The 10,700-nt window shown below is 68.4% G+C and carries 13 protein-coding genes; 5 read left to right on the top strand and 8 right to left on the bottom strand.

What is annotated here, in order from left to right; all coding sequences use genetic code 11:
* The coding region (locus AUR65_RS09700; RefSeq protein WP_058566622.1) for a winged helix-turn-helix domain-containing protein at positions 1 to 279 on the top strand (279 nt) is incomplete at its 5' end.
* Positions 276 to 704, top strand: coding sequence for a hypothetical protein (locus AUR65_RS09695; RefSeq protein WP_058566621.1), 429 nt, complete (start codon positions 276 to 278; stop codon positions 702 to 704). The genes AUR65_RS09700 and AUR65_RS09695, both read left to right, overlap by 4 nt.
* Before the next feature lie 58 nt (positions 705 to 762).
* Here AUR65_RS09695 and msrB read toward each other — a convergent pair whose 3' ends face one another.
* The 5 genes from msrB to AUR65_RS09670 all read right to left on the bottom strand — a co-directional run bounded on the left by msrB (position 763) and on the right by AUR65_RS09670 (position 3,949).
* Positions 763 to 1,164 carry a peptide-methionine (R)-S-oxide reductase MsrB gene (gene msrB / locus AUR65_RS09690; protein WP_058566620.1) on the bottom strand — a complete coding sequence of 134 codons (402 nt, stop codon included), beginning with the start codon at positions 1,162 to 1,164 and terminating at the stop codon, positions 763 to 765.
* 59 nt (positions 1,165 to 1,223) lie between these two features.
* Entirely contained in the window at positions 1,224 to 1,640 is a 417-nt protein-coding gene (locus AUR65_RS09685; protein WP_058566619.1) for a hypothetical protein, read from the bottom strand.
* Between the two features lie 13 nt (positions 1,641 to 1,653).
* Positions 1,654 to 2,358 carry an RAD55 family ATPase gene (locus AUR65_RS09680; RefSeq protein WP_004062671.1) on the bottom strand — a complete coding sequence of 235 codons (705 nt, stop codon included), beginning with the start codon at positions 2,356 to 2,358 and terminating at the stop codon, positions 1,654 to 1,656.
* Positions 2,359 to 2,444: 86 nt separating this feature from the next.
* Complete coding sequence (locus AUR65_RS09675) at positions 2,445 to 3,221, bottom strand: aldo/keto reductase (protein WP_058566618.1); 777 nt, start codon at positions 3,219 to 3,221, stop codon at positions 2,445 to 2,447.
* On the bottom strand, positions 3,218 to 3,949 hold the full coding sequence (locus tag AUR65_RS09670; RefSeq protein ID WP_058566617.1) for an HAD family hydrolase: 732 nt from the start codon (positions 3,947 to 3,949) through the stop codon (positions 3,218 to 3,220). The genes AUR65_RS09675 and AUR65_RS09670 overlap by 4 nt, the downstream gene beginning before the upstream one ends.
* A 155-nt stretch (positions 3,950 to 4,104) precedes the next feature.
* Here AUR65_RS09670 and AUR65_RS09665 point away from each other — a divergent pair, with 155 nt between their 5' ends.
* Positions 4,105 to 5,139 carry an NAD(P)/FAD-dependent oxidoreductase gene (locus AUR65_RS09665; RefSeq protein WP_058566616.1) on the top strand — a complete coding sequence of 345 codons (1,035 nt, stop codon included), beginning with the start codon at positions 4,105 to 4,107 and terminating at the stop codon, positions 5,137 to 5,139.
* 54 nt (positions 5,140 to 5,193) lie between these two features.
* On the opposite strand, the gene AUR65_RS09660 is transcribed toward AUR65_RS09665, so the two are convergent.
* Positions 5,194 to 6,948, bottom strand: a complete 1,755-nt coding sequence (locus AUR65_RS09660) for a Rieske (2Fe-2S) protein (RefSeq protein ID WP_058566615.1) — start codon at positions 6,946 to 6,948, stop codon at positions 5,194 to 5,196.
* Between the two features lie 207 nt (positions 6,949 to 7,155).
* Between AUR65_RS09660 and AUR65_RS09655 the strand changes: the two genes are divergently transcribed.
* Positions 7,156 to 8,025, top strand: coding sequence for a CehA/McbA family metallohydrolase (locus tag AUR65_RS09655; protein ID WP_058566614.1), 870 nt, complete (start codon positions 7,156 to 7,158; stop codon positions 8,023 to 8,025).
* A gap of 48 nt (positions 8,026 to 8,073) precedes the next feature.
* On the opposite strand, the gene ahbB is transcribed toward AUR65_RS09655, so the two are convergent.
* Positions 8,074 to 9,117: a siroheme decarboxylase subunit beta gene (ahbB, locus tag AUR65_RS09650; protein ID WP_058566613.1), complete on the bottom strand. Its 1,044-nt coding sequence runs from the start codon at positions 9,115 to 9,117 to the stop codon at positions 8,074 to 8,076.
* Positions 9,118 to 9,225: 108 nt separating this feature from the next.
* On the opposite strand from ahbB, the gene AUR65_RS09645 reads away from it, so the two are divergent.
* Complete coding sequence (locus AUR65_RS09645) at positions 9,226 to 10,308, top strand: anthranilate phosphoribosyltransferase (RefSeq protein WP_058566612.1); 1,083 nt, start codon at positions 9,226 to 9,228, stop codon at positions 10,306 to 10,308.
* A 22-nt stretch (positions 10,309 to 10,330) separates the two neighbouring features.
* On the opposite strand, the gene AUR65_RS09640 is transcribed toward AUR65_RS09645, so the two are convergent.
* The gene (locus AUR65_RS09640; protein WP_058566611.1) at positions 10,331 to 10,687 is read right to left on the bottom strand and encodes a hypothetical protein; all 357 of its coding nucleotides are present in this window, start codon (positions 10,685 to 10,687) and stop codon (positions 10,331 to 10,333) included.
* Positions 10,688 to 10,700: the final 13 nt, after the last annotated feature.

The raw sequence follows: 10,700 nt of genomic DNA, 5'->3' as shown, positions 1-10,700 counted from the left end.
GGGTCGCGCGGGGGGCGAAACCGCCTGCGAATTATCCGCGCGCTCGACGACATGCCGATGAACGCCAACCAACTCTCGAACGAACTCGACCTCGACTACAAGACCACACAGCACCACCTGGAACTCCTCGTCGAGAACAACGTGTTGATGACTATGGGTGACAACTACGGAAAGACGTACTTTCTGACCGATCAGATGGAAGCCAACCTCGACGTGCTCGACGAGGTGGCTCGGAAGGCCAACTTAGACGACGTCGCGGTCGGAGGTGACGACGCGTGAGCGACGCGCCCAACCGCGACCCGCTCCGACGGACCGCGGTCGTCGTGGTCGTCTCGCTCGCCGTCGCCGCGCTCGTGACGTGGTTCGGACCCGCCCTGTTCGTCCCGCACAAGCCGGGCGGCCCCGGTGGCCCGCCCATCCCCGACCTGTTCGTGCAGCTAAAACTGTTCGTCTCGACGTACAACCTCGTCGCGCTCGGGTTCCTCGCGGCCACCTACGCGATGCTCTACCGGGAGCTTCCGAACCGGTTCACCCTGAGCCTGCTGCTCTTCACCGCGGCGTTGCTCCTGTACGCCCTCACGTCGAACCCGCTGGCGTCTATCCTCCTCGGGTTCAGGGGGAGTGGGCTGGGACCGTTCACGTTCCTGCCCGACCTCTTCGCGGCCGTCGCCGTGACGTTCCTCACGTATCAGAGTTCGGCGTGAGGAAGGCGAGGTTCGCGTTCGGTGTTCGTCGGTCCGGTTCGCTGTCGTCTCTTCCGACCTATTTTTCGTCCGCCTCGAAATCGAGCGCGACCGAGTTGATACAGAAGCGCTTGCCGGTCGGCTCCGGGCCGTCGTCGAAGACGTGGCCGAGGTGGCCGCCGCAGGTCGAACAGACGACCTCGGTGCGGTCCATGCCGTGGCTCAGGTCGCGCCGAAGCTCGATGTTCGAGTCCTCGGCGGCGTAGAAGCTCGGCCACCCGCAGTTCGAGTCGTACTTCGTCTCCGAGTCGAACAGCTCGGTCCCACAGCCGGCACAGCGGTAGACGCCGTCGTCGCTCCGGTCGACGTGCTCGCCGGAAAACCGCGGCTCGGTCCCCTGTTCGCGGAGGACGCGGTAGGCGTCCTCCGAGAGTCGCTCGCGCCACTCGGACTCGGAGAGGCTGAATTCGCTGTCGCTCATACGTCGAGAGAGGGTTCGAACGCCCAAAGGCTCGTCGGCTACTCGCGTCGTCCCTTCGACTACCCGCGTCGGAGGAACTTCGGTAGCCGAATCCGAGCGAAGTCGTCGTCGTTCCCGTCGAGGACGGACGCCCGGCCGACGGCGTTGGGGATGCCCTGTTTGTCCGTCGGCTTCTGCATCGTCACGTCGGCGCGACCCGTCGTGGCGGGCGTCGTCTCCTCGTCGACGAGCGCCTCCCAGACGTCCTGTTTCGAGTCGTACTCCGACTCGTTGCGGGCGACGCGCTGTTTGCCCTCCTCGAAGGCGAGTTGGAGGACGCTCCGGCCGTAGGCGGTCCCTGCCTGCCGGCGGATGCGTTCGAACTCGCCGCGGTTCGGGTGGCCGAGCGCGCTGGAGACGCCGAGGGCGTACATCCGGCGGATGGCCTCCTCGTCCGAAATCGTCCGCCAGTCCGTTCCGAAGACCCGTTCGTACATGGTTGTGGTTACCTCAGAGGTCGACCTTCGACCGGGGGTCGACGACCAGTCCGTTGTCGGTGAACTCGAGCGACCGGATGTCGCAGTCGATGTTCGTCCCGCGCATCTTGATGACCTGAATGCCGCGTGTCATCCCCGTCGCCTCCAGATAGTTGTGGAAGAACACCACGCCGTGGGCGAGGAAGTGCTCGTCGGAGTACGACGAGGGGTCGGTCATCTCGGAGATGAGAAGCGTCGTGGCGTCGCCCTGCTTGAGCGCCGTCAGAAACCGCGTCATCTCCTCGGAGCCGTTGGCGAAAAACAGCCGAAGCAACATCGTCGAGTCGATGACGAGGCGGTCGACCTGCCGGGAGTTGACGAACGCGACGATTTTGTCGGTGAGGCTCTGGACGCTCGACGAGCCACCGGTCTGGGAGAACTGGTTGAGGATGTGTTTGCCCTTCGGGCTCACGAGATTGATGAAGCGAAAACCCTCGGAACTGGCGAGCGTCTCGAAGCCGAAGTCGAAACTCGACATGTCGTTGACGAGTTCGTCTTCGGTCTCGTGCATGGTGATGTACATGCATTTCTCGCCGTTCCGTAGCCCCTCGGCCATGAACTGCGCCGTGAACGTCGTCTTCCCGCTCCCCGGCGGTCCGCTCAGCACGTACAGTCGGCGCGGGAGGAAGCCCCCCTGGATGAGTTCGTCGAACCCGCTTACCCCACTCGGAATCCGCATGGTCGGACACTCGCCCGTCTTATTATAATCGTTCCGGGACTAGTATCGAAATTGAGACTTCGAGACGGCGCCGAGCGCCTGACTCGTCACTCGGGAAACAGTTCGACCTCAAATTCGATACCGTCGATGGCCGCCACGTCGGCCGCATCGAGTTCCAGCGAGACGGCGTCGAGATTCGCCCGGAGATGCTTCTCGCTCGACGCCTTCGGAATGGGGCACAGCCCCTTGGCGGCCAGCCACGCGAGGCTCACCGCCTCGGGTGTCGCGCCGTGTTTCTCCGCGACCGCGACGACCTCGTCCACGTCGCGGACGCGGCCCCCCGAAAGCGGCGAGTAGGCGACAACGTCGTAGCCGTGTTCCTCGGCGTGGTCGAGGAGCGCGGGGCGCTGGAACAGCGGGTGGTACTCCGTCTGGTGAGCGACGAGCGGCGCGTCGAGCAGGTCGAGTGCCTCGTCTAGCTCGGCGATAGTGAAGTTGCTCACGCCGACCCCGCGGGCGAGGCCGTCGTCGACGAGTTCGTCGAAGGCCGCAAGCGTCGCCTCGGGGTCGTAGGTGTCGATGGGGCGGTGGACGTACAGGAGGTCGACGGAGTCGGTTCCGAGCGTTTCGAGGCTCTCGCGGGTCGTCCGGCGCACGTCGGCGGGCGCGAGGCTGTCCGCCCAGACCTTGGTTGCGAGCGTCACGTCCTCGCGGGGCACGTCGGCGGCCGCGAGCGCATCGCCGACGACCGCCTCGTTCCCGTAAATCTGCGCGGTATCGACGTGGCGGTAACCCAACTCCAGCGCCGTCGTCACGGCGGCGGCCTCGTCGGGCGTGTCGAGGCCCATCGTCCCGAGGCCGATGCGGGGGAGCGACCGGGTCATCGAGACGGCGCTCCGCCTTCGCGGCCGCCGTCGGCCGCGGGACCCGACGCGGCGGACGCGTCGCCGACGACGGGCACCCCGTCGAGTTCGAGCAGGTCGTCGAGGCCGGCGATTTCGTGGGTCGGATCGGGCGTCGGCGTGTGGTCGGCGCGGTGGCCGCGGCGGATGAACGCGGAGTCGACGCCCGCGGCCTCGGCGGCGGCGATGTCGCTGTCGCTGTCGCCGACGAACAGCGGCGATTCGACGCCGAGGTCGGCCATGGCGCGTTCGAGGTAGTAAGGTTCGGGCTTCTTGCGGTGGAGGCTCGTCATCGAGGGCTCGCGGCCGTAGGCGGTTCCGAACAGGTCGGTCGCATCGAGGTGGTCGAGGACGAAGTCGATGGTCGCCTGCTGGTTGCTGGAGACGATGCCCATCGGGGCGTCGATGCGGCGGAGCGCGTCGAAGTCGTCGTAGGGGACCTTCTGGCCGTCGGCGATGGCCCGCTGTTGGGCGGCCGACTGGAGTTCGTCGCGGACGCGGAACAGCGTCTCGGGGTCGAGGTCGTAGGGCTCGGCGGCGGCGCGCACGTCCTCGGGCGTGACGTGGATGACCACCTGCTCGACGTGGTCCGGGTCGGGGTCGGCGACGCCGAGTTCGGCGAAGGCGTCCCACGTCGCGTCGCGGAGGGGCGAAAGCTCGACGAGCGTCGTCAACACGCCGTCGTGGTCGAAGATGACCGAGTCGTACATACCCGGACTCCGGCGGCGCGACGTGAATCGTTTTCGCCTCCGGCCGGGGTGGAGGCGTGGGCGCGGTCCCCAATCCCGCCGCGTTGCGAGTCTTTTAGCGCCTCGAAGCCTCACGTTTGACCAATGCTGGCTGGACTCACACGCGGGGTGGCGAGATGACTCGCGACGTGTGCATCGTCGGAGCCGGGGCCGCTGGGGCTGGCGCGGCCTACGCGCTCCGCGAGGCGAACGCGAGCGTCACGATTCTCGAGAAGAGCCGCGGCGTGTGCGGGCGCGCCGCGACGCGCCGCCGACACGGCTGTCGGTACGACCACGGCGCGAACTACGTGAAAGACTACGACCGCCGCACGGAACGGCTCGTCCGCGGACTGGGCGCGGACGGGTTGGTCGACATCGACGAACCGGTCTGGACGTTCGACGGCGACGGCGTCATCTCCGAGGGCGACGAGCGGGACCAACACAAGTGGACGTGGACCGAGGGCATCACCCAACTGGCGAAGCGCCTGCTCGCGGAGACCGAAGCGACGGTCGAGCGCGAGACGCGCGTCGCCGCTATCGACCACAACCCCGACAGCGGCTACTGGTCCGTCGTCGACGAGGCGGGGACGCGCCACGGCCCGTTCGACTCGGTGCTCCTGACGCCGCCGGCCCCGCAGACGGCCGGGATTCTCACCGAGATGGGCTGGGGCGACCAGTGCATGGTCGCGCTCCGCGAGGCCATCGGGAGCGTCGAGTACCGGACGGTTCGAACCGTCGTCCTCCACTACCCCTTCGAGCGCGAGGAGCCGTGGTACGCCCTCGTCAACCCAGACAAGACCCACCCGATCGGCTGGGTCGCCCGCGAGGAGTGCAAGGAGGGACACGTCCCCGACGGCGAGAGCCTGCTCGTCGTCCAACCGAGCCCCGAGTGGTCGGAGGCGCACTACGACGACCCCCTCTCCGACGCGGCCGACGAGGTCGCCGGGATGGTCGCCGAACTCCTCGACGACGAGCGCCTGCGCGACCCCGACTGGGTGGACGACCAGGGCTGGCGGTACGCCCTCCCCGACGGCGTCGCCGACCGCGAGATACTCCGCCGCGGGGAGTCTCACGGCCTCTACTTCGCTGGCGACTGGACGGTCGGCGAGGGCCGGGTCCACGCCGCGCTCTGGAGCGGCGTCGACGCGGGCGAGCGAATCGCCGAGCAGTAGAAAAGAGACGACGGCGACAGCGACGGGGGCCGACGCGACGACCCCGGCGCGGGGTCAGCGGGCCGCGTCTTCGACGTCCTCGCCGTACACCGACTCGCCGCGCTGGAGTCGCGCGGCGATGCTGAACGTCTGTTCTCGCTCCCGGCGCGTCGGCGAGTGCGCCGCGAGGTAGCGCGCGACGCCGACGAGGAGGGTCCGCGCCTCCTCGGGCGGCCGCGTCGCCGCCTGTTCGAACCCGGCTTCGAGCGCCTGATAGGTGTGGAAGCCGGCGTCCTCGCGGAGCAGCGCGCCCCCGAGTTCGCGGCGGAGCCTCGCCGGGTCGCCGCCGCCGTCGAGGAAAACCGCGGCCGCCCGGCCGGCGTCGTTCACCCGTCCCTCGGCGTCGAACGCCGCGGACAGCGTTTCGAGTGCTTCCGCGGGGTCGGCGTCGGGGGCCGGGTCGGGAAGCGGGGCCGGCGGCGTGTTCAGGAACCGGTCGAGGTAGACGTTGACGGCGGCGTCGAACGCGCCGCGGTAGAGCTCTTTCGCGCCCGTCCGCTCGGCGAGCCGATGGACCGCGTTGGCGTAGGTGAACGTGTGGTGGACCGTGTTCCAGTCGCCGAACTCGTTGGTGGTCGAGAACCGCGCGACGCGGGTCCCGGCGGCGAAGGCGACGACATCGGCGAGTTGGGCGGGCGTCGCGCCGCTCCGAATCGCCCCGGTCAGCGCGTCGACGATGACGTGCGGGTCGTCGCCGAGGAGGGTATCGAGCAGGTCGTCCGGGCGGGACCACGTCTCGCCCGCGCCGGCGGCGACGTGGTCGTCGAGGTCGGCGAACACGTCGTCGAGCGTGCCCGCGAGGTCGATTGGGCGACGCCACTCGGCGGACTCCTCGGCCCGGTCGGCGCGAGCGAGTCCGCGGACGAGGCTCGGGAGGACCTCGTCGGCGCGGTCCCAGCCGACGTGGTCGAGCGCCTCGCAGGCCTTGTTCACGAAGTCGAGGACGTGCCCCGTGTCGAGGTAGCGGTGGTCGGTGGCCGCGGCGGCGACCATGCCGGCGAGTTCAGCGTCGTCGTGACCGGCCGCGATGGCGGTCCGGAGGACGCGTTCCGCGCCGTCCGGGTCGCGGACCTCGACGTTCTCGCGGAACCACGACCGCAGGCGGTCGAAGTCGGTGTCGGTCGCGCCGAGCGCGTCCTGTTCGAACTGCGGCGGCTCGTCGGAGACGTCGCCCGCGACGTGGACGAGCCCCTGATAGAGCGCGCGCTTCCGGTCGTCGGGGGCGAGGTCGGGGAGGACGTTCGCCATCGCGGTCAGGATGGTGAGTCCCGACCCCCAGCCGTCGCGCCGGTAGCGACAGCCGAACCGGACGCCGGTCGAAAGCGGCTCCGTCGGCTCGACGCCGGCGTCGAGGAGGCCGATGACGGACTTCGCGACGACCAGCCGGAGGTTCTGTTCGAGGCCGTCTTCCAGCCGGTTCGACCAGCGGACCGCCGGGGGGTCGTCCGGCTCGGGGTTCGGGTCGACGTAGACCGTTCCCTCGCGCACCTCCACGGGGTAGGTCCGCACGTCGTCGGCCCACGGGTCGAAGGTGTCGCCGCAGGAGAGTTCGAACCGAGCGTGGTGCCAGTGACAGGTCAGTACGCCCTCGTCCACGGAGCCGCGAACGAGGGGAAAACCCATGTGCGGACAAGCGTTGTCGATGGCCCTGACGGAACCTTCGTGGTCGAAGAGGACGATAGAGCGTCCGTCCAGCGCGACGAGTTCGCGGCCCGACTCGCGGAGGTTCGCGAGGTCGGCGGCGGGACGAAAGCGGTCTTGGGATGCCATGTGCACACGTTCGACACGATAATTCCTAAAGATTCGCTGAAACGAATTTACGTCGGTAGTGTGACGTATTCCTGAACCCTCCGCGCCCGCGGGTTTTCACGGTCGTTCCGGTGGGTGTCGGGATTCCATCGGATTGCCCGAGTGCTGTGCTGCGAGATAGCACGATTCGGGCGTGTCTTTTTCGTTACCGAAGCCTAACGAGGAAGCGTGTCCGCGCTGACCGTCCGCATCGACCCCCACGTGCACTCGGAAGGCTCGTACGACGCGCACGACCCGGTGGAGCTCATCTTGGAGCAGGCCGCCGAAATCGGGTTGGACGCCGTCGTCGTCACCGACCACGACGTCATCGACGAGTCCCTTCGAGCGGCGCAACTCGCACCGATGTACGGCCTCGTCGGCATCCCCGGCGTGGAAGTCTCGACGGCCGACGGCCACCTCCTCGCGCTCGGCGTGGAGGAGCTTCCGCCGCGTCGTCGCCCGCTGGACGAGACGGCCCGCTGGGTGCGCGAGCGCGGCGGCGTCGCCATCGTCCCGCACCCCTTCCAGCGGAGCCGACACGGCATCGGTCGCCGTCGGCTCGGCCGGTATCACGACGCCGCGGGCGGCGACGCCTTCGACGCCATCGAGACGTACAACTCGTGGCTCTTCACGGGCTACAAGAACCGCCGCGCCCGCCGGTTCGCGGCGAATCGCCAGTACCCCGGCGTCGCCGGCAGCGACGCCCACAAAGTCGGGTACGTCGGTCGCGCCTACACGGAAATCGACATCCCCGACGTGTCGCGCGCCTCCCTCAGCGGCGACGACATCTTGGACGCCATCCGCAACGGCTCGACCGAGGTCCAAGGCCGCCGAACGCCGATTCCGACGAGCACGAAACACTACGCCGGCGCGGCCGGCCGGAAGTCCGCGTACTACGCCAAGCGCGGGGCGCTCGGGAGCGCGCTGCTCGCCAAGAAGGGCGCGTTCAAGTCCGGCTACTACGCGAAAATCGGCGCGCTCAAGAGCGGGTCGCTGGCGAAGACGGGCGTCGCGCAGGCCGCGCGGATGCTCTACCGGCTGTCGCCGCTCTCGCGGTGAAGTAACGCGGACGACGGTGCGGGCGTCGAAAACGAGTGCTGTTTCTCCTCAGTCGTCGGAGCCCACGAGCTCCTCGTACTGCGCGCCGGTCTGCTTCAGTTTCGCCGTCGAGTAGAGTCGCTCGTGGTCGAACGGCAGGTGGTCGGCGGCGAGTTCGTCTATCTTCTCGTCGACGGCGTCGGCGTCCCGGCCGTGAATCATGGTAAACAGATTGTACTCCCAGCCCTGCTCGGGGCGGCGCGGCCGGTGATAACAGAGCGTGACGTACGGGAGGCTCCCGACGGCCTCGCCGCGGGCGTCGAGTTCGTCGTCGGGGACGTTCCAGACGACCATGCAGTTGTTCCGAAAGCCGGTGACGATGTGGTTGACGACGCAGCCGATGCGCTTGATACAGCCGTCGGCGAGCAGGCGCTCGACGGCGACGAGCACGTCGTCGACCTCGGCGTCGAGGGCGTCGGCCACGTCCCGGTAGGGCGTCTTCGACAGGGGGAAGCCGCCCTGAATCTCCACGAGCAGGCGGGCTTCGAGCGCCGAGAGGTCGCCGGTCGCGTCCTCGGAGATGCGGGTGGCGCTCACGTCGGTCGCGCCGAGGCTCTCGCGGGCGAAGCGGTCGTCGTTGACGATGGGGAATTCGAGGTCGATGTAGTAGTCGGTGAGCATCGGGAGGTTCAGCACCTCGCAACCCGTTCGCTCCTCGATTTCGGCGAGGATGCGGTCGCGCGTCTCGCGGGAGCCGGCGGTGACGACGAACCACATGTTCCACTCGTGGGCGCGGCGGTAGTTGTGGTTCACCTGGCGGTAGCCGTTGATGAGCTCGGCGACCTCCTCGAAGCGTTCCTCGGGAGCCGAGACGGCCGCGAGGGTCGAACTCCCGATGACCGGCGGGTTGAGGACCGGACCGAACCGCCGGAAGATGCCGTCGTCGCGGAGCCGACGGACGCGGTCGAGGGCGTCGTCCTCGTCGATGCCTAACGCCTCGGCGACGGCGCGGAACGGCCGCCGTTCGACCGGGAAGCCGCTCTGGTAGCCGTCGATAAGCGCCGCATCGACCTCGTCGATGCCGTCCCGCCAATCATCCGACAACGCGCTCATTACCCGGCGTTAGGAGTCGGGAAGCCTATCGCTTTCGGACGGCGTCGTCGCTCCCGGGCGACGGGACCGAACGGGACGTTTTTTGACCGCTCGCCCGAACACAGGCGCATGGCAGTAGTCGACAGCGAGTTCGGGGAATGGCCGCTGAAGCGTCTGATGACGGAAGTCGTCGGCACAGGCACGAAGTCCGCCGAGGACATGAGCCGCGAGCAGGCGTCCGAGGCGATGCGCCGCATCCTCGCCGGCGAACCGGACCACACGACGCTCGGCGCGTTCTGGCTCGCCAACCGCTGGAAGCACAACAACGCGGAGGAACTCGCCGCCTACGCCGACGTGATGGCCGAACACGTCGAGTACGCCGAACCCGACGCCGACCCCGTCGACTGCGGCGCGAACTACGACGGCAAGGGCAAGACCGCCATCCTCGGCGTCGCCGCCGGCGTCGTCGCCGCCGCGGCCGGCACGCCCGTCGTCGTCCACTCCGGCGACCGCGTCCCGACACAGAAGCAGGACGCCTACAAGCACGTCCTCGACGAACTCGGCGTCCGCACGGAACTCGACCCCGAGGAGTCCGCCGACATGGTCGACGACACCGGCTTCGGCTTCTACTACCAGCCGCGGTTCAACCCCGCCATCCACGCCCTCTGGGAGCGCCGCGACAACATGGGCGTCCGGACGTTCGTCAACACCATCGAGACCATCGCCAACCCCGCGAACGCCTCGGTTCACCTCGGGTCGTTCTACCACCTCGCGTTCGCCAAGAAGATGGTCAACACCTTCGAGGCGAGCGAGCACCACGACCTCGACCGCGTCCTCATGTTCCAGGGCATGGAAGGCTACGACGACATCCGCCCCGGCTACACGAAGGTCGCCGAGTGGACCGCCGGCGACGACGGCGAGGCCACCTTCGACGACTTCGACATCGAGACCGCCGAGTACGGCATGGACTTCGAGTACGACGACCTCGGCGTCGACGAGGACGACGTGGCCGGCGACTCCGCGGAAATCACGGAGGCCGTGCTCGCCGGCGACCGCGAGGACCGCTTCGCCGACGCCGTCGCCCTCAACGCGGCGCTCCGCATCTACGCCCGCGAGGACGCGGAAACCATCGACGAGGGGCTGGAGATGGCCCGCGAGACCATCGCCTCCGGCGACGCGGAAGCCGTGCTCGAAGACCTGCGCGCGTTCTAAAACCGACTCGAACGCTCTCGCTTCAACACGTCGGCCCTACCGACTCACCGCCGACGTACCGAACCGACTCCACGCCCACGACGTAGACCGATTCCGACGACGCGTCGGTGTGTGACCGGTTCGTGCTGTACCAGTACGGATGCGAGACGCGGACCGTCCAGCCGTCGAGGCTTCGGCCGACGACCGACGCCGACTCGTCGCTGACGGTCGCCGACGTGCCGTACGTCGTGACGCACTCGCTGGCCGCCAGTTCGGTCTGGAGACGCGTTTCTTCCGCCGCTATCGCCCGCCGTTGGGCCTCCCTGTCGAGGACGAAGACGGTGCCCGCCGCGACAACGAGGAGAACCAAGAGAAGCGAGAACGCGGCGCGGCGGTCCATACACGCCCGACCG

The sequence above is a fragment of the Haloferax marisrubri genome (genome assembly GCF_001469875.2).
GTDB lineage: Archaea > Halobacteriota > Halobacteria > Halobacteriales > Haloferacaceae > Haloferax > Haloferax marisrubri.
The sequence above is the reverse complement of the archived record's forward strand: the minus strand, read 5'-3'. Positions and strand labels throughout refer to the sequence as shown.

Excerpts from the sequence above, each read along its gene's own strand:
- AUR65_RS09660 (WP_058566615.1), bottom strand. The coding sequence starts at position 6,948 with ATGGCATCCCAAGACCGCTTTCGTCCCGCCGCCGACCTCGCGAACCTC.
- AUR65_RS09640 (WP_058566611.1), bottom strand. The coding sequence starts at position 10,687 with ATGGACCGCCGCGCCGCGTTCTCGCTTCTCTTGGTTCTCCTCGTTGTC.
- AUR65_RS09665 (WP_058566616.1), top strand. The coding sequence starts at position 4,105 with ATGACTCGCGACGTGTGCATCGTCGGAGCCGGGGCCGCTGGGGCTGGC.
- AUR65_RS09685 (WP_058566619.1), bottom strand. The coding sequence starts at position 1,640 with ATGTACGAACGGGTCTTCGGAACGGACTGGCGGACGATTTCGGACGAG.
- AUR65_RS09645 (WP_058566612.1), top strand. The coding sequence starts at position 9,226 with ATGGCAGTAGTCGACAGCGAGTTCGGGGAATGGCCGCTGAAGCGTCTG.
- msrB (WP_058566620.1), bottom strand. The coding sequence starts at position 1,164 with ATGAGCGACAGCGAATTCAGCCTCTCCGAGTCCGAGTGGCGCGAGCGA.
- ahbB (WP_058566613.1), bottom strand. The coding sequence starts at position 9,117 with ATGAGCGCGTTGTCGGATGATTGGCGGGACGGCATCGACGAGGTCGAT.
- AUR65_RS09680 (WP_004062671.1), bottom strand. The coding sequence starts at position 2,358 with ATGCGGATTCCGAGTGGGGTAAGCGGGTTCGACGAACTCATCCAGGGG.
- AUR65_RS09675 (WP_058566618.1), bottom strand. The coding sequence starts at position 3,221 with ATGACCCGGTCGCTCCCCCGCATCGGCCTCGGGACGATGGGCCTCGAC.
- AUR65_RS09670 (WP_058566617.1), bottom strand. The coding sequence starts at position 3,949 with ATGTACGACTCGGTCATCTTCGACCACGACGGCGTGTTGACGACGCTC.